This is a genomic window from Rhodococcus sp. SGAir0479, assembly GCF_005484805.1.
In the GTDB taxonomy this organism is placed as follows: Bacteria; Actinomycetota; Actinomycetes; order Mycobacteriales; family Mycobacteriaceae; genus Prescottella.
Map to the genome: position 1 here is coordinate 3,555,356 of NZ_CP039432.1, position 24,826 is coordinate 3,580,181.

General features: G+C 69.8%; 18 protein-coding genes and 1 pseudogene. 15 read left to right on the forward strand and 4 right to left on the reverse strand.

The window, feature by feature from the left end; genetic code table 11:
• Window positions 1-2: 2 nt before the first annotated feature.
• On the reverse strand, window positions 3-3,380 hold the full coding sequence (locus tag E7742_RS16530; protein ID WP_441346925.1) for an NAD-glutamate dehydrogenase domain-containing protein: 3,378 nt from the start codon (window positions 3,378-3,380) through the stop codon (window positions 3-5).
• Window positions 3,381-3,675: 295 nt separating this feature from the next.
• Between E7742_RS16530 and hutU the strand changes: the two genes are divergently transcribed.
• The 11 genes from hutU to hutG all read left to right on the forward strand — a co-directional run bounded on the left by hutU (window position 3,676) and on the right by hutG (window position 17,719).
• Window positions 3,676-5,352: a urocanate hydratase gene (gene hutU / locus E7742_RS16535; protein ID WP_137799932.1), complete on the forward strand. Its 1,677-nt coding sequence runs from the start codon at window positions 3,676-3,678 to the stop codon at window positions 5,350-5,352.
• Between the two features lie 328 nt (window positions 5,353-5,680).
• Window positions 5,681-6,844: an acyl-CoA dehydrogenase family protein gene (locus tag E7742_RS16540; RefSeq protein ID WP_137799933.1), complete on the forward strand. Its 1,164-nt coding sequence runs from the start codon at window positions 5,681-5,683 to the stop codon at window positions 6,842-6,844.
• A gap of 20 nt (window positions 6,845-6,864) precedes the next feature.
• Window positions 6,865-8,013 (forward strand): CaiB/BaiF CoA transferase family protein, encoded by a 1,149-nt coding sequence (locus E7742_RS16545; RefSeq protein ID WP_137801261.1) that lies wholly within the window; start codon window positions 6,865-6,867, stop codon window positions 8,011-8,013.
• A 50-nt stretch (window positions 8,014-8,063) separates the two neighbouring features.
• The gene (locus E7742_RS16550; RefSeq protein WP_137799934.1) at window positions 8,064-8,729 is read left to right on the forward strand and encodes an IclR family transcriptional regulator; all 666 of its coding nucleotides are present in this window, start codon (window positions 8,064-8,066) and stop codon (window positions 8,727-8,729) included.
• Between the two features lie 162 nt (window positions 8,730-8,891).
• Entirely contained in the window at window positions 8,892-9,680 is a 789-nt protein-coding gene (locus E7742_RS16555) for an IclR family transcriptional regulator (protein WP_137799935.1), read from the forward strand.
• Between the two features lie 143 nt (window positions 9,681-9,823).
• On the forward strand, window positions 9,824-11,383 hold the full coding sequence (gene hutH / locus E7742_RS16560; protein ID WP_137799936.1) for a histidine ammonia-lyase: 1,560 nt from the start codon (window positions 9,824-9,826) through the stop codon (window positions 11,381-11,383).
• Window positions 11,380-12,456, forward strand: coding sequence for a histidinol-phosphate transaminase (locus E7742_RS16565; protein ID WP_137799937.1), 1,077 nt, complete (start codon window positions 11,380-11,382; stop codon window positions 12,454-12,456). Before hutH ends, E7742_RS16565 begins: the two co-directional genes overlap by 4 nt.
• Before the next feature lie 49 nt (window positions 12,457-12,505).
• Window positions 12,506-13,870: an FAD-binding oxidoreductase gene (locus E7742_RS16570; RefSeq protein ID WP_137799938.1), complete on the forward strand. Its 1,365-nt coding sequence runs from the start codon at window positions 12,506-12,508 to the stop codon at window positions 13,868-13,870.
• Between the two features lie 179 nt (window positions 13,871-14,049).
• Entirely contained in the window at window positions 14,050-15,489 is a 1,440-nt protein-coding gene (locus E7742_RS16575; RefSeq protein WP_137799939.1) for a purine-cytosine permease family protein, read from the forward strand.
• A gap of 53 nt (window positions 15,490-15,542) precedes the next feature.
• Complete coding sequence (gene hutI, locus E7742_RS16580) at window positions 15,543-16,736, forward strand: imidazolonepropionase (RefSeq protein WP_137799940.1); 1,194 nt, start codon at window positions 15,543-15,545, stop codon at window positions 16,734-16,736.
• Between the two features lie 17 nt (window positions 16,737-16,753).
• Entirely contained in the window at window positions 16,754-17,719 is a 966-nt protein-coding gene (gene hutG, locus E7742_RS16585; RefSeq protein WP_137799941.1) for a formimidoylglutamase, read from the forward strand.
• 144 nt (window positions 17,720-17,863) lie between these two features.
• On the opposite strand, the pseudogene E7742_RS16590 reads toward hutG, so the two are convergent.
• Window positions 17,864-19,298, reverse strand: a pseudogene (locus E7742_RS16590) (DUF222 domain-containing protein).
• 116 nt (window positions 19,299-19,414) lie between these two features.
• Window positions 19,415-20,245: a helix-turn-helix transcriptional regulator gene (locus E7742_RS16595; protein ID WP_137799943.1), complete on the reverse strand. Its 831-nt coding sequence runs from the start codon at window positions 20,243-20,245 to the stop codon at window positions 19,415-19,417.
• 145 nt (window positions 20,246-20,390) lie between these two features.
• Between E7742_RS16595 and E7742_RS16600 the strand changes: the two genes are divergently transcribed.
• The 4 genes from E7742_RS16600 (at window position 20,391) to E7742_RS16615 (ending at window position 23,955) form a co-directional block, all read left to right on the forward strand.
• Window positions 20,391-21,125, forward strand: a complete 735-nt coding sequence (locus E7742_RS16600; protein WP_137799944.1) for an Atu4866 domain-containing protein — start codon at window positions 20,391-20,393, stop codon at window positions 21,123-21,125.
• Window positions 21,126-21,150: 25 nt separating this feature from the next.
• Window positions 21,151-22,551 (forward strand): amidohydrolase family protein, encoded by a 1,401-nt coding sequence (locus E7742_RS16605; protein WP_137799945.1) that lies wholly within the window; start codon window positions 21,151-21,153, stop codon window positions 22,549-22,551.
• A gap of 50 nt (window positions 22,552-22,601) precedes the next feature.
• Complete coding sequence (locus tag E7742_RS16610; protein WP_137799946.1) at window positions 22,602-22,877, forward strand: Atu4866 domain-containing protein; 276 nt, start codon at window positions 22,602-22,604, stop codon at window positions 22,875-22,877.
• 151 nt (window positions 22,878-23,028) lie between these two features.
• On the forward strand, window positions 23,029-23,955 hold the full coding sequence (locus E7742_RS16615; protein WP_137799947.1) for a patatin-like phospholipase family protein: 927 nt from the start codon (window positions 23,029-23,031) through the stop codon (window positions 23,953-23,955).
• Between the two features lie 113 nt (window positions 23,956-24,068).
• Here E7742_RS16615 and E7742_RS16620 read toward each other — a convergent pair whose 3' ends face one another.
• Window positions 24,069-24,785, reverse strand: a complete 717-nt coding sequence (locus E7742_RS16620) for a maleylpyruvate isomerase family mycothiol-dependent enzyme (protein WP_137799948.1) — start codon at window positions 24,783-24,785, stop codon at window positions 24,069-24,071.
• Window positions 24,786-24,826: the final 41 nt, after the last annotated feature.

Below are 24,826 nucleotides of genomic sequence, written 5' to 3' on the forward strand. Positions count from 1 at the left end.
GCTCAGCCGACCATCCGCCGCAGCTGACGCGATGCGACGGACAGTGCGGCCAGGTCCCGCTGACCGGACGCGGAGATCTCGGCGAGCGCGCCTCGGGCTCGGCGCAGCCGGGACTCGTTGCGCTGCTCCCAGTCGGCGATCATCTGGTCGGTGTCGTCCTCGGGGGTGGCGTGCGCGAGGACGTCGAGCGTCAGCGCCCGCACGCTGTCGTACAGCTCGTCGCGCAGCGACAGCCGGGCGAGCGCGTCCCACCGGCTCTCCTTGCCCAGCGCCGAGACCGCGTTGAGGAGCGGGACCAGCCCGACGCGCTCGCACAGCCGGAAGTACAGCGCACCGGTGACGGCGACGTCGCGCTCGGCCAGGTCGGCGATCTCGACCACGTCGAGCAGACCGAACCGATCGAGGGCCAGCTCCACGTCGCGAACCAGGTCCTCGGGGGCACCGCGCTCGGCGATCGCGCGGGTGCGGTCGCGCAGGTTGGTGCGGTCGGCGCCCACCAGCCACTCCTCGAGGTGGGCCGAGGCCTGCTCGATGCGATCGCGGAACCGTCCGATCTCCGCACCCACCGCGAGCGGCTGGGGCCGGCGGTGCAGCATCCAGCGCGACGCCCGATCCAGCAGCCGCCGGGTGACGAGAACCAGTTCGTCGCTGACCGCGCTCGGCACGTCGGCGGCCGCGATCCGCGACCACAGGCCGGGCAGCTCGAACACCTCGCTGACGACGCTGAACGCCCGGACCGCGTCGTCCGCCGTCGCGCCGGTCTCCTCGGCGAGCCGGAAGACGTACGTGATGCCGCCGTGGTCGACGACCCGGTTGGTCAGCGCGGTCGCGACGATCTCGCGGCGCAGCCGGTGCCGGTCGATCGCGTCGGCGTGGTCACGGCGCAGCGGCGTCGGGAAGTACTCGCGCAGGATCGGCAGGTACACGTCGTGGTCGACCAGCTCGCCCGCCAGCAGCGAGCTCTTCACGCCGAGCTTCACGTGTGCCATGAGCGTCGCCAGCTCCGGCGCCGTCAGGCCCTCGCCCGCCCGCTGCCGCGCGGTGATCGCCTTGGCGTCGGGCAGCACCTCGAGCGCGCGATCGAGCGCGCCCGCCGCCTCGAGGGCCTTGATCTGCCGGCCGTGCACGCCGAGCATCTCCGGCGCATCCGCGAGCGCGGTGCCCATCAGCTGGTTCTGGGAGACGTTGTCCGCCAATACCAGTGCGGCCACCTCGTCGGTCATCGCCGCCAGCAGCTGCGGGCGCTCCGCCACGTCCAGGCCGCCGGCACCCACCAGGTCGTCGAGCAGGATCTTGATGTTGACCTCGTGGTCGGAGCAGTCCACCCCGGCCGAGTTGTCGAGCGCGTCGGTGCCCACGCGTCCGCCCGTGTGGGCGAACTCGATCCGCCCGGCCTGCGTCAGCCCCAGGTTGCCGCCCTCGCCGACCACCCGCGCACGCAGCTCGCAGCCGTCCACGCGCACAACGTCGTTGGCCTTGTCCCCGGCGTCGGCGTGCGACTCGGTGGAGGCCTTGACGTAGGTGCCGATGCCGCCGTTCCACAGCAGGTCGACCGGCGCCCGGAGGATGGCCCGGATCAGCTCGGGCGGCGTCAGCTCCGTGACCCCCTCGTCGAGCCCGAGCGCCCGACGGACCGCGGCGCCGACCGGGACGGACTTGGCCCCGCGCTCCCACACGCCGCCGCCCGGGGCGATCAGCGAGCGGTCGTAGTCGGCCCACGACGACCGCGGAAGCGCGAACAACCGCTGCCGCTCGGCATACGACCGCTCCGGATCCGGGTCCGGATCGACGAACACGTGCCGATGATCGAACGCCGCCACCAGCCGAATGTGCTTGCTGCACAACATGCCGTTGCCGAACACGTCACCGCTCATGTCGCCGATACCGACGACGGTGAAGTCCTCGCGCTGGCAATCGACACCGAGCTCCCGGAAACGGCGCTTGACGCTCTCCCACGCGCCGCGCGCGGTGATGCCCATCGCCTTGTGGTCGTAGCCCACCGAACCGCCGGACGCGAACGCGTCGCCGAGCCAGAAGCCGTACTCGGCCGCGACCGCGTTCGCGATGTCGGAGAACGACGCCGTCCCCTTGTCCGCGGCCACCACGAGGTAGGTGTCGTCGCCGTCGTGGCGCACGACGCCCGGCGCCGGCACCACGGCCCCGGTCGCCCGGTCGATGTTGTCGGTGAGGTCGAGCAGGCTGCGGATGAACAGGCGGTAACCGGCGATCCCGGCCTCCCGCAGGGCCGCGCGATCGGCCTCGGCGTCGCCGGTGGGCGCCGGCGGCCGGCGCAGCACGAAGCCGCCCTTGGCGCCCACGGGGACGATGACGGCGTTCTTCACCGCCTGCGCCTTGACCAGGCCGAGGACCTCGGTGCGGAAGTCCTCGCGGCGGTCCGACCAGCGCAGGCCGCCGCGCGCGACGGCCCCGAATCGCATGTGCACGCCCGCGACGGCCGGCGAGTACACGAAGATCTCGTGCCGGGGCCGCGGCTCGGGCAGTTCCGCGATGGCCCGCGAATCCAGTTTGAGCGCCACGGTCTCGCGCGCCGGCGTCGCGAAGTGATTGGTACGCACGGTGTTCCGGACACATCCCAACAGCGCCCGGAAGATCCGGTCCTCGTCCAGGCCGGACACCTGCTCGATCGACGCGGCCACCTCTTCCGCGGCCGCCGCACCGCCGTCGTTTGCCGCCTCATCAGGGTCGAACCGCGCCGCGAAGCACCGGACGAGTCCGGCGGCGATCGCCGGGTACCGGCACAGCACGTCCGCGACGTATGCGCTGCTGTAGGGCAGACCGCCCTGACGCAGGAACTCCGCGTACGCGCGCAGCACCGTGACCTCGCGCCAGTGCAGCCCGGCCCGCGCCACCAGCTCCCCCAGCCGATCGGCTTCCGAGGCACCCCGCCACAGCGCCTGGACGGCGGCGCCGAACCGCGTCGCGAACTCGTCGAAGCCCTCGACCGGGGCGATCGGGTAGCGGACGGTGAACTGGTAGACCCAGCACGCCACGCCGGCCGCGGACACCAGCGCGTAGGGCCGCTCGTCGAGCACCTCCGCACCCAGGCTCTGCAGCAGCGGCATCAGGTCCCCGAGCGAGGCGGGGCGGCCACCGACGTAGAGCGTCAGCCGGTGCGTGCCGCGCGCGGTCGCGTCCGGGACGAGCCGCACCCCGACGTCACCGTCGGGCAGCTCGTCCAGGATGTCGAGATCGACGCGGGCCCGCTCCGGGCTCACGTCCTGCTTGTAGCCGGCGGGAATGCCGGGCAACAGCCGCGCGAGTCGCTCACGCGTCGCGGGGTCCGCGTCGGCGAGCAGGCGCTCGTCCCAGCTGCGGAAGACTCGGGCGAGAGCATCGTCGATCTCGCGGGTGTTCGGCATCGAATCGGTGTCGGTGGGGGCGGTGTTCATCGGGAACCTTTCGCCTGGGTGCCACGCTGCACCCGGCTGGTCGTCGTGTCCGTTTCATCGGGTCGAACTCGTCGTGCCGAGGAGCGGTTCTGCGGCTGCCCCTTGACACGAGCTTGTATAGACAGGAATATACAAGTCATAGTTGCAGAACGTGAGCCACCGCACAACAGCCACGGACACGGACCCGGAGGCGGACGACAACGGCGTCGCCCGCACCCCGTTCCGCCGGCAGCGCGCTCACCGCTCGATCACTAGGAGTCACCCGATGGACATCACCTCACCCGGCCACGAGGCCCGCCCGGTCAGCGCACCCCGCGGCTCCGAGCTGAACACCCTCGGGTGGCAGCAGGAGGGCGCGCTGCGCATGCTCATGAACAACCTCGATCCCGAGGTTGCCGAGCACCCCGACAATCTGGTCGTCTACGGCGGCACCGGCCGCGCCGCCCGCAGCTGGGCCGCGTTCGACGCCATGGTCGCCACGCTGAAGACCCTGAAGAACGACGAGACCATGCTGGTGCAGTCCGGCAAGCCGGTCGGCGTCTTCCGCACCAACGAGTGGGCGCCGCGCGTCCTGCTCGCGAACTCCAACCTCGTCGGCGACTGGGCCAACTGGGAGCAGTTCCGCAAGCTCGAGGCCGAGGGCCTGATGATGTACGGCCAGATGACCGCCGGGTCCTGGATCTACATCGGCACGCAGGGCATCCTGCAGGGCACCTACGAGACCTTCGGCGCGATCGCCCGCAAGCGTTTCGACGGCACCCTGGCCGGCACCATCACGCTGACCGCCGGCATGGGCGGCATGGGCGGCGCGCAGCCGCTGGCCGTGACCATGAACGAGGGCGTCGCGATCTGCGTCGACTGCGACGTCACCCGCATCGACCGCCGCATCGCGCACAAGTACCTCGACACCAAGGCCGACAGCATCGAGCACGCGCTGCAGCTGGCCACCGAGGCCCGCGACGCCCGCAAGCCGCTGTCGATCGGCCTCGTCGGCAACGCCGCCGAGATCTTCCCGGCACTGCTGGCGATGGACGCCCCCATCGACATCGTCACCGACCAGACGTCGGCGCACGATCCGCTGTCCTACCTTCCGATCGGCGTCGACATCGCCGACATGAAGGAACTGGCCGCGAAGGATCCGGAGAAGTTCACCGAGGATTCCCGCAAGGCGATGGCCGCGCACGTCGAGGCCATGGTCGGCTTCATGGACAAGGGCGCCGAGGTCTTCGACTACGGCAACTCCATCCGCGACGAGGCCCGCAAGGCCGGCTACGACCGCGCCTTCGAGTTCCCCGGCTTCGTCCCGGCCTACATCCGCCCGCTCTTCGAGGAGGGCCTCGGCCCGTTCCGCTGGGCAGCGCTGTCGGGTGACCCCAAGGACATCGCCGCCACCGACAAGGCGATCCTCGAGCTCTTCCCCGAGAACGAGCACCTCAAGCGCTGGATCGAGATGGCCGGCGAGAAGGTCGCGTTCGAGGGCCTGCCCGCCCGCATCTGCTGGCTCGGCTACGGCGAGCGCCACAAGGCCGGCCTGAAGTTCAACGAGATGGTCGCCAGCGGTGAGCTGTCGGCGCCGATCGCCATCGGCCGTGACCACCTCGACTCCGGTTCGGTCGCGTCGCCGTACCGCGAGACCGAGGCCATGAAGGACGGTTCGGACGCCATCGCCGACTGGCCGCTGCTCAACGCGCTCGTCAACACCGCGTCGGGTGCGTCGTGGGTCTCGATCCACCACGGCGGCGGCGTCGGCATGGGCCGCTCGATCCACGCCGGTCAGGTGTGCATCGCCGACGGCTCCGAGCTGGCCGCGAAGAAGATCGAAGCCGTGCTCACCAACGACCCGGGCATGGGCGTCATCCGGCACGTCGACGCCGGCTACGAGCACGCGATCGACACCGCGCGCGAGCGCGGCGTCCGGATCCCGATGTCCGAGAACAACTGACCGGGAACAACTGACCGGGAACGAGTGATCCGGCACCACTGATCCACCCACCGGTGGGTTCACGACGACCAGCGTGAGCCCACCGGTGGCACCGACGCCGGCCCCGCGACGAGCGGCGCCGACGTCGACCCCCAACGAGCGGCAACGCGCAGGACGATCCCCCCTGCGCGTTGCCGCTCGTCGTCGTTTCCGGGCCCGGATCGCCGGCTCGGAAGCCTCTGGACAAACGACAGGGTCGGATGCGATAGTCACGTATGCCACTAGATGGCATACGACTTCCACTAGATGAAAATCTAGCGATTCCCCCTCAGTTCTCCAGGAGTTCCCCGTGACCGCTCAGACGCACGACGACGCCCTAGACCTGTCCGAATTCCGCAGCACCGTGCGCGCTTTCGCGAACGCCGAGATCCTGCCGGGCGCCGCCGAGCGCGACGAGAGCAAGGAATTCCCGGCGCACCTGATGCGGCGTCTCGCCGAGCAGGACCTCATGGGCATCTCCGTTCCGGAGGAGTTCGGCGGCCTCGGCCTGTCCACCCGCGCCCAGCTGGTCGCCGTCGAGGAGGTCGCCCGCGCGGACGCCGCCCTGGCCTCGATCTACACCGCCCACTACCTGGGCCTCGAGCCGATCCTGGTGGGCGGTACCGAGGAGCAGAAGAAGCGCTGGCTGCCCGGGCTGGCCTCCGGTGAGGTCCTGGCGGGCTTCGCGCTCACCGAGCCCGACGCGGGCTCGGACATCGCCTCCATGCGCACCGTCGCCCGCCGCGAGGACGACGGCTGGCACCTGTCCGGCTCCAAGACCTTCATCTCCAACGCCCGCGAAGCCGACCTGGTGGTGCTGTTCGCCAAGACCGATCCGTCCGCCGGCTTCCGCGGCATCACCGCCTTCGCGGTGCCGAAGGGCACGCCCGGCATCAGCTACTCCGAGCCGCAGGACAAGATGGGCATCCGCTCGGCGCCCACCTACACCGTCTACCTCGACGACGTGGTGTTGCCGCACGACGCCGTCATCGGCACCGAGGGCCGCGGCGGCAACATCGCGCTCACCGCGCTCAACCGCGCCCGCATCGACGTCGCCGCGATGGCCAACGGAATCGCGTTGCGCGCCTGGGAACTCGGCCGCGAGTATGCCGCCGAGCGCAAGCAGTTCGGGCACCCCATCTTCGAGTTCCAGGCCATCCAGCTGTTGCTGGGCGAGTGCGACGCCAAGCTCGTCGCCTCCCGCGTGACGGCCGACTGGGCGTCCGACGTCAAGGACGCCGGTCAGGACCTGCGCCGTGCCGCGTCGATCTCGAAGTACGTGGCGACCGAGGCGTGCTTCGCGATCGTCGATCAGGTGGTGCAGATCCACGGCGGCGCCGGCTTCATGCGCGAGTCCGAGATCGAGCGCCTGTACCGCGACTGCCGGATCCTGCGCATCTTCGAGGGCACGTCGCAGATCCAGCTGCTGACCATCGCCGGCAACGCCCCGTCGATCCGTTCCACCGAGTACTGAGAGACGAGGCGATCATGGCCATCCCCGCACTCCCCCCGCTCGACGGCATCCGCGTCGTCGACCTCTCCCGCGTGCTCGCCGGCCCGTTCTGCACGGCGCTGCTCGCCGACGCCGGCGCCGACGTGGTCAAGGTCGAGTCGAAGGCCGGCGAGGACTCCCGGCACCTCGGACCCTTCCGGGACGGCGAGAGCCTGTACTTCAACATCCTCAACCGTGGCAAGCGTTCGATCGCGCTCGACCTCAAGGATCCCGAGGACCGAGAGGCGTTGCTGCAGTTGATCGCCGACGCCGACGTCGTCGTCGAGAACTTCCGGCCCGGCGTCACCACCCGGCTCGGTATCGACTACGAGGCGGCGCGTGCCCGCAACCCGAAGATCGTCTACGCGTCGATCTCGGGCTTCGGGCAGCAGGGCCCGATGGCGGGTGCCGCAGCCTACGACCTGGTGGTCCAGGCCCTGTCCGGCATCATGAGCATCACCGGCACCGAGGAGTCCGGCCCGACGCGGCTGGGCGAATCGTTCGGCGACACCGTCGCGGGCCTGTTCGCCGCGTGGGGCATCAGCACCGCACTGCTGTACGCCCGCAGCACCGGCCACGGCCAGCATCTGGACGTCGCGATGTTCGACAGCATGCTCGCGATGCTGCCCACCGCGCACAGCCAGCTGCAGGCGTCCGGCGAGACACCCAAGCGTGTCGGCAACCGGCATCCGGTCTCCACACCGTTCGACACCTACCGCGCCGACGACGGCCTGTTCGTGCTCGCGATCGCCAGCGAGAAGGGCTTCCGGACGCTGGCGACGACCATGGGCCGCGAGGAGTTGATCACCGACCCCCGATTCACCACGGACGCGCTGCGCACCGAGAACGAGCCCGCCATCCGCAAGGAGATCGAGGCGTGGGCCGCCGGCCGCACGGTCGCCGAGGTCCTGACCGTGCTGGACGCTGCCGGACTGGCCGGCTCGGAGGTGTGGACCGTGGAGCAGGCGCTCGGCTCGGACCAGGCCCGCCACCGCGGCGTCGTCGAGACGTTCGAGCATCCGACGGCCGGCACGGTGTCGTACGTCCGGCAGCCGGTCGTGTTCGGCGACAGCACCTGGCCCGAGGTGCGGCGCAGCCCGCTGCTCGACGAGCACCACGACGAAATTCTCGGTGAGGGCGGCTCGCGATAGATTCTCCGACGTCGGCCGATCGGTCGACGACCTCGGCATGGGAGACACGCATGGCCCCCGGTGACGTGACACGCAGTGTCAGTCGCACCTTCGAACTGCTCGGCGCAATCATCGAGCACGGCGGACTCACACTCGCCGACGCCGCGAAGACGACCGACCTGGCGACCAGCACGGCGCTGCGGCTGATCCGCAGTCTCGAGCAGACCGAGTTCGTCCTGCGCGGTGAGGACAACGTCTACCGCGTGGGCCCCCGACTGCTGCAGATCGGCGCCAGAGCCATCGCCGACAACCAGCTGCTCCTACGGGCACAGCCGGCCATGACCGAGATCGCCGAGGTCACCCGGGAGTCGACGTACCTGTCGGCTCCCGGGCCCCGCGGCACCGCGCTGTACATGGGGCAGATCGAGGGCACGCACGCGATCCGCCACATGGGCTGGGTGGGACAGACCGTGCCGCTGCGCGGGACCGCGGTGGGCGCCGCGCTGCTCGGCGAGGTGGGCGCGGACGGCTACGCCATCGCCCACGACACCATCGAGGACCATTCCACCGGTGTGGCCGCCCCGATCTACGACGCCATCGGCCGCATCGTGGGCGCGCTGAGCGTCGTCGGGCCCACGTTCCGGCTCGACGACGCCGTCTGCGCGCAGCACGGACAGGTCCTCGTCGAGCACTGCACGCGGCTCTCGACCGAGCTGGGGCGGACGGTCTCGTCGTAGGCCCTGGCCGGATGTCACATCGGTTCAGTTGAACTGAACGAATGTCACATTCGGCCACCCCACGGCAGGTCTGGTCTGAGAAGTTTGGTGCCGCGGTCTCGTATTCGAGACAATGACGCGGCACGCCGGTCGGGACGGGCCGGAATCGGAAGGGGACGTTCGATGTCGACGAGCCGGGTCAAATCCGCGGAGCGGGTACTCGACGTGCTCGACCTGCTGGCTCGCCGGGGCGTACCCCTGGCCGCGACCGAGATCGCAGGTGCTCTCGATCTGCCGAAGAGCACGACGCACCACCTGCTCAACGTGATGCGGGACCGACGTTTCGTCTCGTACTGGCCGGATCAGCGCGCGTGGACACTGGGCGTCTCGGCGTTCGAGGTCGGCGCGTCGTACATGCGGTCCGGTCCCCTGCACCGGGAGGGACAGCGGCACATGGTCGCGCTCACCCAGGCCGCGGACGAGACCTCGCACCTGGCCGTCCTGCAGGGCACCGACGTCATCTACCTCGACAAGCGTGAGCCGATCAAGCCGGGCGTCCGGCTGGTGACGGAGGTCGGCACCCGGCTGCCGGCGCACCTGACGGCCGTCGGACGCACGATCCTGGCCCGCCTCGATCCCGAACAGCTCAGCGCGTTGTACGCCGGCTACACGTGGCCCACGCGCACCGGGGAGGGCCCGGCCTCGCTCGACGAACTGCGCTCGCTGCTGCAGGACGATCGCGAGCTGGGCTACGCGGTGGAGCGGGACTCGACCACCAACGGCGTCACCTGCATCGCCGGTCCGGTCGTCACCCGCGACGGCCGCCCGGTGGCGGCGCTGGGCCTGGCGTACCTGACCGGGGCGCACACCGACGCCGAGACCACCGAGCTCGCGCACCTGGTCACCGCGGCCGCCGAGCACTTCTCGGACAGTCTCAGCGACCGCATGGTCGAGGCGTCCACGGAACCCTGAACCCGAGACACCCCCGAGCCACCGCACCTACCCACCCGCCCCCCTCTTGTCTTACATACGAGACTATGGTCTCGTATACGAGACACATCGTCATCGCCCGGATCCCTCGCGACCCCGGGCCGTCCCCTGCCTTCGGAGTCCCCATGACCCTCACCGCCCAGTCCACCGACGTCGTCGAGGTCGGACTCGGACCCGTCTCCATCCAGGACGTCGTCGACGTCGCGCGCCGCGGCCACGGCGTCCGCCTCACCGATGACGCGCTCGCCGAGATCGCCCGTTCGCGCCGGCGCATCGAGGACCTCGCCGCCGACCCGCGCCCCGTCTACGGCGTCTCGACCGGCTTCGGCGCGCTGGCCACCCGCCACATCCCGCAGGAGATGCGGACGCAGTTGCAGCGTAGCCTGGTCCGCTCGCACGCCGCCGGTTCCGGCCCCGAGGTGGAGCGCGAGGTGGTGCGCGCACTGATGCTGCTGCGCCTGTCGACGCTCGCCACCGGCCGCACGGGGGTGCGCCCGGAGGTGGCCCAGGCCTACGCCGACCTGCTCACCGCCGGGATCACCCCCGTGGTCCACGAGTTCGGCAGCCTCGGCTGCTCCGGCGACCTCGCCCCGCTCGCCCATGTCGCACTCGCGGTCACCGGCGAGGGCACGGTCCGCACCGCGGACGGTCGCCTGCTGGACGCGGCCGACGCACTCGCCGAGCACGGCCTCACGCCGGTCGTCCTCGCCGAGAAGGAGGGCCTGGCGCTCATCAACGGCACCGACGGCATGCTCGGTCAGCTCGCACTCGCTGTCACCGACCTCGACCATCTGCTCAAGCTCGCCGACGTCGCCGCGGCGATGAGCGTCGAGGGACTGCTCGGCACCGACCGGGTGTTCGCCGCCGACCTGCAGGCCCTGCGCCCGCACCCGGGGCAGGCCGCGGCCGCCGCGAACATGGCGCGACTGCTGGCCGGATCGCCCATCGTCGCGAGCCACGCCGGACCGGAGGACACCCGCGTGCAGGACGCGTACTCGCTGCGCTGCGCCCCGCAGGTCGCCGGCGGTGCGCGGGACACCGTCGAGCACGCCCGCACCGTGGCGCAGCGCGAACTCGCCGCGGCCGTCGACAATCCCGTCGTCACCCTGGACGGACGGGTGGAGTCCAACGGCAACTTCCACGGCGCCCCCCTGGCCTACGTCCTGGACTTCCTGGCGATCGTCGCGGCCGACGTCGCGAGCATCAGCGAGCGCCGCACCGACCGGTTCCTCGACGTCGCGCGCAACCACGGCCTGCCGCCGTTCCTAGCCGACGACCCCGGCGTCGACAGCGGCCTGATGATCGCGCAGTACACGCAGGCCGCGCTGGTCTCCGAGCTCAAGCGGATGGCGGCACCGGCCAGCGTCGACTCCATCCCGTCGTCGGCGATGCAGGAGGACCACGTGTCGATGGGCTGGTCCGGCGCCCGGAAGCTGCGCCGTGCCGTGGATGCCCTCACCCGCGTCCTGGCCATCGAAATCCTTACCGCGGCAAGAGGAATCGATCTGCGTGCCCCGCTGCAGCCGGCGCCCGGCACCGGTGCGGTGATCCGCGCGGTCCGCGAACGGGTGGCGGGACCGGGCACGGATCGGTTCCTGGCTCCGGAGATCGACGAGCTGGTCACGTTGGCGGCGTCGGGCGCACTGGTCGCGGCCGCCGAGCACGAGATCGGGGCCCTGCAGTGACCCGTCCACTCACCCTGCCGCGGGCCCGGCCCGAGATCGACGCGCTGCCGGCATATTCCAAGGCATCCGGGGCTGCGACGGTCCGCTGGCGCGCGTCGAGCAACGAATCCACCATTGCTCCGTCGCCCGCCGTCGTGGAGGCGATCGCCCGCGCCGGCGCCCGCGGGCACCTGTACCCGACACTGTTCGCCGACGACCTCGTCGCCGCGCTGGCCGAACACCTGTCGGTGCCCGCCGACGCCGTGCTCACCGGCGCCGGGTCCCTGTCGCTGCTGCAGCAGGTCCTCACGGCCTACACGGGACCGGGAACCGAGGTGGTCCATGCGTGGCGCAGCTACGAGGCGTATCCGATCCTCATCGGAATTGCGGGCGCCACAGCGGTTCCCGTGCCGCTCGACGTGCAGCACCGCCACGACGTCGACGCGATGCTCGCGGCCGTGACGCCGCGCACCCGCGCGGTGCTGGTCTGCAACCCGAACAATCCGACGGGCACCGAACTCACCGAGAGCGAGGTGCGGCGGCTGCTGGACGGCGTCCCGTCCCACGTCCTGGTGATCCTCGACGAGGCGTACCGCGAGTTCGCCACCGAACGCGTCGACGGTGTGGCGCTGCTGCGCGAGTACCCCAACGTCGTGGTGTTGCGGACGTTCTCGAAGGCGTACGGCCTGGCGGGCCTGCGAGTGGGGTACGCGGTGGCCGACTCCGCCGTCGCCGCCCCGCTGCATGCCGCCGCGCCGCCGTTCGGTCTGAGCGCGGTCGCCGAGGCCGCCGCGTGCGCGGCCCTCGCCGACGCGAAGCACACCGACCGGATCGTGGAGTCGGTCCTGACCGGGCGCCGGCACCTGCGCTCCGGACTGGCCGAGCGTGGGATCGAAACACCCACCAGCGGAGCGAACTTCGTGTGGATACCGGCGGGCACACGGGCGGCGGACCTCGACGCGGCGTGCGTCGCGCACGGGGTCTCCGTCCGGACGTTCGCCGGTGAGGGTGTGCGCGTGACGGTCGGTGACCGGGACGCCGAGGACGCGGTGCTCGCCGCGGCCGACGACTTCATCGCACAGCACTCCGACTGAGCACCCCGGTCCGCCTGAGCACCACGATCGACTGATACGAGGAAATTCGATGTCTCTCAACGCCCTCGCCGACGCTCTCGGCTCGAGCCGACTCGTCACCGACCCGGACGTCATGGACGCGTACACCCGGGACGAGGCCCACCTGGCGATACCCGGCCGGCCGTTGGCCGTGCTCATCGCGGATTCCACCGAGGACGTTGCCGCGGCTCTGAAATGGGCCACCGCGCACAAGGTTCCGGTGGTGCCGCGCGGCGCCGGCAGCGGCCTGGCGGGCGGCGCCACCGCGATCGAGGGTTGCCTCGTGGTCTCGACGGCGACCATGCGCACCATCGTCGAGCTGAACGCGGCGGATCAGCTGGCTGTGGTGCAGGCCGGCGTGGTGAACGCCGACCTCGACCGAGCGGCCGCCGAGCACGGCCTGATGTACGCCCCGGACCCGAGCAGCTACCAGATCTCCACCATCGGCGGGAACATCGCCACCAATGCCGGCGGCCTGCGGTGCGTCAAGTACGGCGTGACCCGGGATTCGGTGCTGGGCCTCGAGGTGGTGCTCGCCGACGGCCGGATCCTGCGCACCGGGCACCGCACCGTGAAGGGGGTCGCAGGCTACGACCTCACGGGACTGATGGTCGGGTCCGAGGGGACGCTCGGCATCGTCACGGGCGCGACCGTGCGGCTGCGTCCGCTTCCACAGCGGGAGCCGGCGACGATCGTCGGCAGCTTCGGTTCCCTGCGCGCCGCGGCGGACGCCGTCGCCGCCGTGGTGCGGGCGGGCATCGGACCCAGCCTGCTGGAGCTGATCGACCGCGCCACGCTGGTGGCCATCGACGAGTGGAAGCGCATCGGCCTCGAGTCCGGCACCGAGGCCATGCTCATCGCGCAGGCCGACGGTCCCGACGCCGACGCGGCCGCAGCCGCGATCGAGCGGTTGTTCTCCGAGGCGGGTGCCGACTTCGTCGCACTGTCGCAGGACCCCGCCGAGTCGGCCCAGTTGCTCGAGATTCGCCGGCTGGCGTACCCGGCCGCCGAACGCCTCGGCCAGTGCCTGGTCGAGGACGTCGGGGTGCCGCGTTCGCGGCTGCCCGAAATGGTCGAGTCGATCGAGGAGATCTCGCGCCGACACGGGGTGACCGTGATGACGGTTGCGCACGCCGGTGACGGCAACGTGCACCCGACATTCGTGTTCGACCGGCTCGCCGACGGATCGGTGCCGGACGCCGTGTGGGCCGCGGCGGACGAGGTGTTTCGTCGAGCACTCGAGCTGGGTGGCACCCTTACGGGCGAGCACGGCGTCGGAGTGTTGAAGCGACGCTGGATGGCGCTCGAAGTGGGAGAGGCTGGTATGGACATCCATCGCGCGGTGAAGGCCGCGTTCGATCCGCTCGGACTGATGAATCCCGGAAAGGGATTCTGACCGGCGACCAGGACAAACAATCCGGAATCAAAGCCGGATGTTGACAGACCTGTATATACAGGCCTATACATTTTCCACTGGCATGGCGTGACCCAGCGCACAAGCACGAAGAAGGTGGGCATCACCCCCGGAAATCGACCCCGCCCCCCGGTGCGGTCGCCGCAGAAAGAGCAGGCCCAATGACACACGACGGCAGCACCTCCGAGGTGCTCCTCGCTCCGGAACGACGGACCATCGACGTCGTCCCCGATGACGAGCGCCACGGCACCCCCCGCAGCCAGTTCACGCTGTGGTTCGGCGCCAACATGCAGATCACCGCGATCGTCGACGGCGCCCTGGCCGTCGTCTTCGGCGCCGACGCGCTGTGGGCCATCATCGGCCTGCTGATCGGCAACGTCTTCGGTGGCGCCGTGATGGCCCTCCACTCGGCGCAGGGCCCCCGCATGGGCCTGCCGCAGATGATCTCGAGCCGCGCCCAGTTCGGCGTCAAGGGCGCGGTCATCCCGCTGGTGCTCGTGATCCTGATGTACCTCGGCTTCGCCGCCACCGGTACCGTCCTGGCCGGCCAGGCCGTCAACAAGGTCCTCGGCATCGACACCGCCTGGATCGGCATCGTGATCTTCGGACTGCTCACCGCGTTCGTCGCCGTCACCGGCTACAAGCTGATCCACATCGTCGGCAAGATCGCGACCGTCGTCGGCATCGTCGGATTCACGTACCTGGCCATCCGACTGTTCCTCGAGTACGACGTCCTCGACTACGTCGGCATCGTCGACTTCGACTTCGTGACGTTCCTGCTGGCGATCTCCCTCGGCGCCGGCTGGCAGCTGACCTTCGGCCCGTACGTGGCCGACTACTCCCGCTACCTGCCCCGCAAGACCAGCGAGCGCACCACGTTCTGGTCGACCTTCCTCGGCAGCGTCATCGGCTCGCAGTGGTCCATGACCTTCGGTGCCCTCGTCGCGGCCGTCGCGGGCGACGCCTTCCTCGGCAACCAGGTCGGCTTCATGGGCGACCTCGCCGGCCCCGCGATCATCGCGTTCCTGATCTACCTGGTGATCGTGACCGGCAAGCTGACGGTCAACGTGCTCAACGCGTACGGCGGCTTCATGTCGATCCTCACCACCGTGACCGCGTTCGACGGCCGGTCGCAGATCTCGACGAAGGCCCGCTCGTTCTACATCCTCGGCTTCACGGTCATCTCGATGTTCATCGCGATCGCCGCGAGCGCCGACTTCCTGGACAACTTCAAGAACTTCGTCCTGGTGCTGCTCATGGTGTTCACGCCGTGGAGCGCGATCAACCTGATCGACTACTACCTGATCTCCAAGGAACGGATCGACATCCCGGCGCTGTACGACCCGAAGGGACGCTACGGAGCCTGGAACGTCCCGGCCCTGATCGTCTACGCCGTCGGCGTGCTCGCCCAGATCCCGTTCCTCGCGCAGAAGATGTACACGGGCCCGATCACCGACATGCTCGGCGGCGCCGACATCTCGTGGCTCGTCGGCATCGTGCTCACCGGCGCGATCTACTACCCGGTCGCCAAGCGGACCAACAATCCGCCGGCCGAGATGATCTACCCCGCTCACACCGAGATGGTCGACAGCCGGGTCTGATCCCGGTCGTCCGCTCGATTCCCCCTCGAAAAACAGTCACCTAGGAGCCTCACGTGACCACGACCGGTCCCCGGACCACCGCACTGACGAACATCGGCACCCTCGTCACCAACGACCCCTCACTGGGCGACGGGGCGCTGGGTGTCCGGCACGACGCGGCGGTGGTGTTCGAGGACGGCGTGGTCGCGTGGGTCGGTGACTCCGCGGACGCCCCGGCCGCCGACACCGGCCACGATCTCGGCGGGCGGGCCGTGCTGCCCGGTTTCGTCGAGAGCCACTCGCACCTGGTGTTCGCCGGTGAACGGGCCGAGGAGTTCGCGGCCCGCATGTCCGGCGAGAAGTACGCGGCCGGCGGCATCCGCACCACGATCGAGGCGACGCGGGCCGCGAGCGACGACCAGCTCGCCGCGAACGTGCGCCGCCTGCTCGACGAGTCGCTGCGCTCGGGAAGCACCACCGTCGAGATCAAGAGCGGTTACGGCCAGAGCACCCGGGACGAGCTGCGCAGCGTGCAGGTCGCGGGCCGGTTCACCGACGAGGTCACGCTGCTGGCCGCGCACGTCCCCCCGCCCGAGTACGCCGGCCGCGGCGACGAGTACGTCGCGATGGCGGTCGACGAGATGATCCCGGCGTGTGCCCCGCACGCGAAGTGGATCGACGTGTTCTGTGAGCGCGGTGCGTTCACCCTCGAGCAGTCGCGGGCAGTGCTGAGCGCCGGCGTCGCGCACGGGCTCGTTCCCCGCGTGCACGGCAACCAGCTGGGCGAGGGTCCGGGCGTGCAGCTGGCCGTGGAGATGGGTGCGGCCTCGGTCGACCACGTCACCTACGTCACCGCCGCCGACATCGACGCCCTCGCGGGTAGCTCGACGGTGGCCACGCTGCTTCCCGGCGCCGACTTCTCCACCCGCAACCAGTACCCCGGCGCCCGCGCCCTGCTCGACGCCGGCGTCACCGTCGCCCTGGGCGCGGACTGCAACCCCGGCACCTGCTACACCACGAGCCTGCCGTTCTGCATCGCGATCGCTGTCCGCGACATGCACATGACGCCGGCCGAGGCCGTGTGGGCGGCCACCGCCGGTGGCGCGAAGGCACTGCGCCGCGACGATGTCGGCAGCCTGCGGATCGGCGCCCGCGCCGACGCGATCGCGCTCGACGCGCCGTCGTACCTGCACCTCGCCTACCGTCCCGGTGTGCCGCTGGTCCGCGAAGTGTTCAAGAACGGCGTCCTCGCCGCGGCCACCAACTGAGCGACTGGGGATCCGAGATGACCAACCACATCACCGTCGACATCGCACCCCGTCCGTGGGCAGGCCGCACGGACGGCACCGGCCCGGAGCACCTCCGCTGGCACCAGGCCGTCACGCCGTACCGCCCGGGCCCGGGTACCGGGGCCGTCCTGATCGGCTTCGCGAGCGACGAGGGCGTGCGCCGCAACAAGGGGCGTCAGGGCGCCGCAGCCGGCCCCGACGCTCTCCGCGGCGCACTCTCCTCGATGGCCCTCGAGAACCCGACGACCCTGTCCGACGCCGGCACGGTCGCCGTGACGGGTGACGGGCTCGAGGCGGGCCAGGAGGCGCTCGGTCGCGCCGTGGCCACCGCTCTCGACTCCGGCAGGTTCCCCGTCGTCCTCGGCGGCGGTCACGAGGTCGCGTACGGGACCTACCAGGGTGTCGCCGCCTCCCAGTTGCGACGCCGGCTCCCCCGCCTCGGCGTCCTCAACCTGGATGCCCACTTCGACCTCCGCAACGACCCGGTGCCGAGCTCCGGCACCCCGTTCCGGCAGATCGCCGAGGCCGAGCAGGCGGCCGGCACCAGCCATCGCTACGACGTGATCGGTATCAGCCAGCCCAGCAACACCAACGTGCTGTTCGACACCGCACGCAGCCTGGGTGTTCGGTACCTGTTCGACGATCACTGCGGCGTCGCCGATCGGGCGCGGGTCGACGAGTTCGTCACCGACTTCCTCGACGACGTCGACATCGTCTACCTGACGATCGATCTGGACGTGCTGCCCGCCGGTGTTGCTCCCGGCGTGAGCGCGCCCGCGGCCTACGGCGTACCGCTCGAGACGATTCAGCGCGTGTGCGATCGGGTGACCGCGAGCGGCAAGCTGGCTGTCGTCGACGTCGCCGAGCTCAATCCGTCGCTCGATGTCGACAACCGCACGGCCCGGACCGCGGCACGCCTCATCCACCGCATCGTCGCCGGGCACGTTCCGCCGACGGCCTGACCCGGCGCGGCTGGCCTGACCCGGCGCGGGTGGCCTGACCCGGCGCCGCGCCACCGCGACTCCCCTACCCCGCTGTAGCCGGCACCCACTCTCGGGTGTCGGCTACAGCGGTTTCAGTGCAGTGGTGTGGTCGTGTTCTCTCGGCTACGCCGCGTGGGGTCCCGCGCGGTTGTTAGCGGGCATGGGTTTCTTGTACGGGTCCACCAGTGATGGTGGGGTGAACCTGGGGGTCCCCCCTGCACGGAGTGCTTGGGGGCGGGTGGTGGTCGGCGCCGATCTGCACTTCCCAGTGGCTGTGGTGGAGCAGCCGGTGGTGGTAGCGGCAGAGTAGGACGAGGTTGTCGAGGTCGGTGGGTCCGCCGTCGGCCCAGTGATGGATGTGGTGGCCTTCGCAGTGGGCGGGCGGGGCGCCGCAGCCGGGAAACGCGCAGCCGTGGTCGCGGGCGATCAGCGCGCGGCGCTGCTTCTTGGAGACGGTCCTGGTGGTGCGGCCCAGGTTCAGCGGCACACCGTCGTCCATCACCACCGGGGTGAGATGACAGTCGCACGCGAGGCGGCGGGCGGTGGCGATCGTCAGCGGCCCGAGGTGTGGGAGGCGGGCAACGTCCTGGTCGGCCGTCACACGGTGCCCGGTCCGGGACTCGCCAACCGGGGTCTCGCGGCCCGCGTTCTCGTCGGCAAGGGTTTCTCGAACCAAGTCGCCGTGAATGTCGTTGCCGTCGAACAGCTTCGACTGCCAATTCTGCCGCGCTGCTGCATGGTCGGCCTGGGCGCGGGCGAGGTCACGCGCGTGCACGTGCAGTGACAGGTGCGGCCGCTCGCCACCCTCGATGGGTGCCTCACCGGAGTCGAGGTAGCGGCGCAGGATTTCGACGAACGCGTCCGCGCGCCGCTGCCCCGGGGTGCGGGGCGCGGCGGGGTCGTCGTTTGGGTTCCGCGGTTTCGTCAGCGCGGACAATGCGGTCAGCAGCATCTCCCCGGTGACGGCATCCAAGTCACCCTTCACCGCCACGCGCCCGTTCAACGTCTTCGAGGCGTGAAACTCGTTGCGGTCGCAGTCCTCACTCGGCGGCAACTCGTCGGATTCGAAGATCCGCTCGAGCCGCGAGATGCAGGTCCGCACACTCATCGGGGTGGCTGCCGGATTGGCGGCGCAGTCGAGGAGCACCTGCCGGCACGACGGAAGGGCCTCAAGGGGCATCCCGCGCGGCGGTTGTTCGCAGAACTTGGTGATCAGAGCGGCATGCTCGGCCGAGATCTGCCCGATCTCGTGCGCTTCGGCGACATCGGGTTCCCGCCGCAGCGCCCTCCCCAACGCCAGGATCCGCGCCGCGGCCGGCACTTCCAACAGCGTGTTGGCCGCCAGCCACTGCTTCACGCTACGAAACCCCAAGGTGTCGAAGGAAACTGCGCGCTCGTCGATCTCGGCCACCGCCGTCACCCGCAGGGCTTCCAGTTGCTCGATCAGACGCGAAAGATCAACCGTGGTGCGCACCAGGTCCAACTCGGCCAGCCCGCGCACATCATCGTGAGTGAGCGTCACGAGTGCAGCACCTGTGGTGTCGAGTCCCCCCCGGATTCATGACATGAGTTTAGTTCGAACTGATGTTCGAGTCAACAGTCAGGTGGTGAGATCCGGGCGGATCCCCGAAGCCGACCATTCGTCGACGCATTCCGGCCGTGGCGGTCCTAGCCTCACGGATGGCCGAGGTCGACCGTCGCTGCGAGCGATCCCAACAGCTGCAACTTGTCGGCGCTCGCGGAGGCGGCCGGCGCTTGGTACACGATTAGTTGATGCCCCGGCACGCTGCGGACGTCGAAAGCGTTGTACTCGAGCAGTAGTTCGCCGACGTCGGGATGTCGAAACGCTTTAACCTCGTGAGTTTTCCCCCGGACGTCGTGCCGGCTCCAGAGGTCGCGAAACTCTTCGCTGGCAGAGTGCATTTCGAGAACGAGAGCCCGGACGTCGTCTGCGGAGCCGGCGTGTCCGAGAGCGAGCCGAAGGTTCGCGACGCACGAGGTGGTTGCGCGTTCCCGATCGGTGAAGAAGCGGCGGCCGAACGGGTCGAGGAACGTCATGCGCGCAATGTTGTCGATCCGCTCGAACCCGTTGTAGAGGGCGCCCGCCAGACCGTTGTACGCCAGAACATCCAACTGGCGGTTGATGATCAGCGCTGGAGTGTGCGACCACGAGGCGAGAAGTCGGTGAAGAGAGTCGTCGACCGTATCCTGCACCGGCGCGCGCGGTGTCGGCGCCAGGCCGGCAAGGCGGAACAGGTGTTCCCGCAGATCGGCGTCGAGGTCGAGCGCACCGGCGAGCGCGCCGAGTACCGCCGGAGAGGGATTCCGCTCGCGCCCCTGTTCGAGCCGGGTGTAGTAGTCGACGCTCACCCCGGCGAGCATCGCGACTTCCTCGCGACGAAGACCGGAGACACGGCGGCCGGGCTGCGCAGAGAGGCCGACGTCCGTCGGCTGTACATGGCCGCGGCGCGCCTTGAGAAAGGATCCCAGTTCGGTGGAGCTCATGACACGACGCTAGCCGCCCGGCTCTCGAGCAGGCAGGCCGTAGCGCACCCAGGCACACACCGGCCTGGTCCAGCCATCCATCCAGCCTGATAGTGGATTTCGCCGGAGTCACCCGGCGTCCCTCGACTCTCTTTCTGGAGCACTTATGAACAGCCCTTTCAGCCCTGAACTGCTCGAGCTGATCAACGCCGACCGCACGACCGGGCACCGCCCGCTTCTGTTCGCCAACGCCCGCATTGTCACCGGCGACTCCCTGATCGGCGACTTCGACCGCGGTGATGTTCTGTTGGGCGGCTCCCGCGTGGTCGGCGTCGGTCCCGGACTGTTGACTGCGGCCGACGATGACGGCGCCCTGGTCATCGACTGCGACGGCTACGTCATCGTGCCCGTGGGCATCGACACCGCTCAGCTACGCGGACTCCGACCGACGTCGTTCCGGTCCCCGAGCGCGATCGCACCCGGCAATCCGGCTGACTTCGCGATTGTGCCGACCCTGTCCGGAGAATCAAATGTCGCCGCGGTGCAACGTCAGCTCGACGAGCCCGACTCTGTGCAGGTGGTCGTCGTCGGCGGCACCGTTGCGCTCTGGGACGGGCAGAGTGTCCGTACCGGTGATGCCGCGAACTCCCCCGCTGCCGCAGACGCACCGTCGGATCGCTACCTCGGCACCTGGATCGACGAGAACGACTTTGTGCACCAGCACTTGACCGCCGACGGCCGCTACGACGAGACCCGCGGCGGCCGCCCGCATGCCTTCCAAGGCTCCTTCTGGATCACCGGGGACCGTATCGACTACCTCGACGACCTCGGATTCTGGGCCTTCGGCGCATTCGTCGACGGCACCCTGCACCACGCCGGCTACACCTTCCACCGTTCCTGATCTTCGACCCGAAACGAAAAGAACCATGACGAAGACCTCCCTCGCCGACTTCACCGCCGCCCGCGCCAGCCGCCGCCCGATCCTGCTGTCCGGAGGCGCCGTGGTCACCATGGACCCGGATATTCCGGATCTCGACTCCGGCGACGTCCTGCTCGCCGGCTCGCGCATCGCTGCCGTTGGACTCGACCTCCGATCTGACCCCGACCACGGCGCTGCTGCCGCATCAGCGCTCGTCGTCGACACCCGCGGTGCCATCATCAGCCCCGGCTTCGTCGACACCCATCGCCACGCCTGGGAAGCGCAACTGCGCCGCAGCATCCCTGACGTCAGCGACCTCGGCGAATACGTCATGTCGACGCTCTCCGCCATCGCACCGAACTACACCCCCGACGACATGTACATCGGCACCCGCCTCGCCGCGTTGACCGCGCTCGACTCGGGCATCACGACCATGCTCGACTTCTCCCACAACTCGCGGAGCACCGCCCACTCCGATGCGGCGCTCAATGCGCTCGTCGACTCCGGAATCCGGGGCGTACACGCCTCGATGGGTCCGCACTTCGGTGAGTGGGACCGTCAGTGGCCCGCCGACATGGGCCGACTGGTGGGCAAGTTCCACGGCGCCGCGAGCGGCCTCGTGACCGTGCGACTCGCTGCGCTGTCCACCGACGAGATCGCCGGCCCGGCCATCGCTTACGGCCCCGAACTCGCGGCCGTGGCCCGTGACCTGGGGGTCTGGACCAGCATCGACGCCATCTTTGGAGTGCCCTCGTCGGAGGCGATTCTGCAGTGGGCTCGGATGGGGATCCTCGACCCGACCCTCACGCTGATCCACTCGACCGGGCTCACTCCCGCTGCCTGGTCGGCGATGGGAGATGCCGGGGTCACGGTGTCACTCGCGCCGACATCCGACGCGCAGATCGGTCTCGAAACCGCGGTCCCCGCCGTCGATGAAGCCCTCTCCGTCGGGATCCGCCCGGGCTTGAGCATCGACATCGAAGTGGCACTCGCCAGCGACATGTTCACCCAGATGCGGGCCCTCCACGCCATCCAGCGGATGCGCGCCACCAACGCCACCTACGGCACCGACGAGTCGCGCAGCAAGATCACCACACGGGACGTCCTCGACTTCGCAACCCTTCAAGGCGCCCGCGCCAACGCACTCGGAGACGTCACCGGCTCGCTGACCCCGGGTAAAGACGCAGACCTCCTCATCGTCCGCGCCGACGACATCAACAACATGCCCCTCAACGACGCCATCGGCACCCTGGTACTCGGCTCGGATGCCCGCAACATCGACACCGTTCTGATTGCCGGCAACCCTCGCAAGTGGGCGGGTTCGCTGGTCGGTGAAGACATCGACGCACTTCGTGCCGACGTCGTCCGCTCGCGCGACGACATCACCCGGCGGGTGGCGGCACTGTGAGGGATATCGGAGACACGGAAGACACGGAAGACACGGAAAGAGTTACAGCAATGCAGCATTCGTTCGTCGGGCTCTGGGTTACGGCCGAGGGGAACATCCGCCAACACCTCCTACCCGAAGGCCGCTACGTCGAGGCCCGCGGCAACCGCGAGGCCGCATATACCGGCGCGTATCGGATCGAAGGCGCCGTGATCCATTACCGCGACGACACGGGCTTCTCGGCCGACGGCGAGTTTCGCGGCGACATCCTGTACCACGCGGGCATGGTCATGTACCGAGAACTCGACCCCGAAAATGACGTGCACAGCCGCACCCCCGGGTGCTAACGTCCGTTCTCGACGTCGTGGCCCGTAGACAGGAGGTGAGACCCGTGAACGCAGTATCCGCACTGGGTGCTCCCCCGCAGTCCACGATCGCGCGACTGACCTAGTCGCCACCGGGAGCGCCGGACAAGGCAATTCGCGAAAGGCGACTCCCGTGAACACAACATCTTCTGCAACTCCGCATACTTCGACGGCTTCATCCGAGCGAGCGCTGGTCCTCGGTGGCGGCGGATCGACGGGCAACGCGTGGCTCCTCGGCGTCGTGGCCGGACTGTTCGATGCCGGCCTGGACGTGACCACGGCCGACCTGACGGTCGGGACCTCGGCCGGCTCGACAGCCGCCGCCCAGCTGGCCGGCGCGACGCCGACCGAACTCCTCGCCGCCATCCTGGCCTCCGCTCCGCCGCGCCCCACCGGCCCGGTGGGTTCCGGGCGAGGGCGCGGTCCGACCCGGTCGGTATCGGACCACCTGGCGAGGACAGCCGAGATCATCGCTTCCGCGACGGATCCGGCCGATATGCGCCGCAGAATGAGTGCGGCCGCACTTGCCCTGCCCGCGGCGTCGGACGATTCTCGGCAAGCGCAGTGGCGCGCGACCGTTGCCGCGCGGCTGCCCGGGGATCGGTGGCCCCGGCGCCCGTTGCTCATCACGGCGGTCGATGCCGAGACGGGAGAACCGGCGGTGTTCGACCACCGCAGCGGGGTGGATCTGGTGGATGCGGTCGCCGCGAGCTGTTCCAGCGGCTTCGCGTACCAGATCGGCGGTCGCCGATACATCGACGGCGGTTATCGTTCCAACGCCGAGAATGCCGACCTGGCAACCGGATACGAGCGGGTACTGGTGCTCTCCCCGTTCGGTGGCCGGACACGGACGCCCGCGGAGTGGGGCCTGGACCTGGCGACCCAGGTCGACGATCTGCGCGCACACGGCAGCAGGGTCGAGACGATCTTCCCGGGCAGCGACTCCGAGCACCTGTTCGGGGCCGACGCCATGGATCTGTCGCTGCGCCCGTCCGCCGCGCGTGCCGGTTGTGAACAAGGCAGAGCCCTGGCCGAGCAACTGACCGAGTTCTGGAGCTGATGCCTGCACCACGCGGCGCCGCCGATCGCGCGATCATCCTCACGCGCGATCGGCGGTGCGCCCGTCGGGCGTCCTCGTAAACCCGTCGGCCGTACCGAAGCTCGACCGTCGTCCTACAACCAGCGCGGTGGCAGTCGATCCGCTCCGGCCGTGAGCCCCACTGCCCCACGCCCGGATGCCCAGCGCACCACGGACGCAAGGGGTCCGGCGACGACTGCGGTCGGCGGCGCGTCGTCCTGCACGACGACCAGCCTCTGCCCGCCCACCTCGAGCGCGAGTCCCGCACCCTCGCCCTTGCGCCGCCACATCCCCACGATGTCGTCGAGCAGCGAGTCGAGAACCACGTCAGGGAAGTCCTCGAATCCACCGCCGCCCCCGAGGTCGACCGCGTGGATCCACACCTCCCGGCTGCGCATCCACGCCGTCTCCGCCGCCGGCACGAGACGCCCCTGCGCGGTTCGCACCTCGGCGCTCCACGCCGTATCCGGAAGGTGACGCCACTTCTCGTCGAGTCGGGCTGCGGTGTGGGTGAACAGATTCCGCAAAGTTCCCGCACTGAGCGTCGCGCCTTCGTCGATTTCCCGGCCGCGCTGCTCCATCGACGCGTACATCGGTGTCTCGATCCCGGTCGCCGCCCAGTCCAGGATCCGGCACAACGCCGCGGCGTTGTAACCGACGTGCGCGACGAGGTGCCGCCGCGTCCACCCTTCGAGCAGACAGGGCGCGTCGAGTTCCCGGTCCGACAGCGCAGCGAGCCGCTGCGCGAAGTACGCGGTGCCCTCCCGTGCGAGGTCCAGCCGCTGGGTCAGGTCCAGATCGTTGAAGGCCACGAACACTCCTGCTCGACGACGGTCTTGTTGCGCACCGAGCC

Bases quoted from the DNA above. Each gene is read 5' to 3' on its own strand.
- E7742_RS16530 (WP_441346925.1), bottom strand. From the start codon at position 3,380: ATGCCGAACACCCGCGAGATCGACGATGCTCTCGCCCGAGTCTTCCGC.
- hutU (WP_137799932.1), top strand. From the start codon at position 3,676: ATGGACATCACCTCACCCGGCCACGAGGCCCGCCCGGTCAGCGCACCC.
- E7742_RS16550 (WP_137799934.1), top strand. From the start codon at position 8,064: ATGGCCCCCGGTGACGTGACACGCAGTGTCAGTCGCACCTTCGAACTG.
- E7742_RS16555 (WP_137799935.1), top strand. From the start codon at position 8,892: ATGTCGACGAGCCGGGTCAAATCCGCGGAGCGGGTACTCGACGTGCTC.
- hutH (WP_137799936.1), top strand. From the start codon at position 9,824: ATGACCCTCACCGCCCAGTCCACCGACGTCGTCGAGGTCGGACTCGGA.
- E7742_RS16570 (WP_137799938.1), top strand. From the start codon at position 12,506: ATGTCTCTCAACGCCCTCGCCGACGCTCTCGGCTCGAGCCGACTCGTC.
- E7742_RS16575 (WP_137799939.1), top strand. From the start codon at position 14,050: ATGACACACGACGGCAGCACCTCCGAGGTGCTCCTCGCTCCGGAACGA.
- hutG (WP_137799941.1), top strand. From the start codon at position 16,754: ATGACCAACCACATCACCGTCGACATCGCACCCCGTCCGTGGGCAGGC.
- E7742_RS16595 (WP_137799943.1), bottom strand. From the start codon at position 20,245: ATGAGCTCCACCGAACTGGGATCCTTTCTCAAGGCGCGCCGCGGCCAT.
- E7742_RS16600 (WP_137799944.1), top strand. From the start codon at position 20,391: ATGAACAGCCCTTTCAGCCCTGAACTGCTCGAGCTGATCAACGCCGAC.
- E7742_RS16605 (WP_137799945.1), top strand. From the start codon at position 21,151: ATGACGAAGACCTCCCTCGCCGACTTCACCGCCGCCCGCGCCAGCCGC.
- E7742_RS16610 (WP_137799946.1), top strand. From the start codon at position 22,602: ATGCAGCATTCGTTCGTCGGGCTCTGGGTTACGGCCGAGGGGAACATC.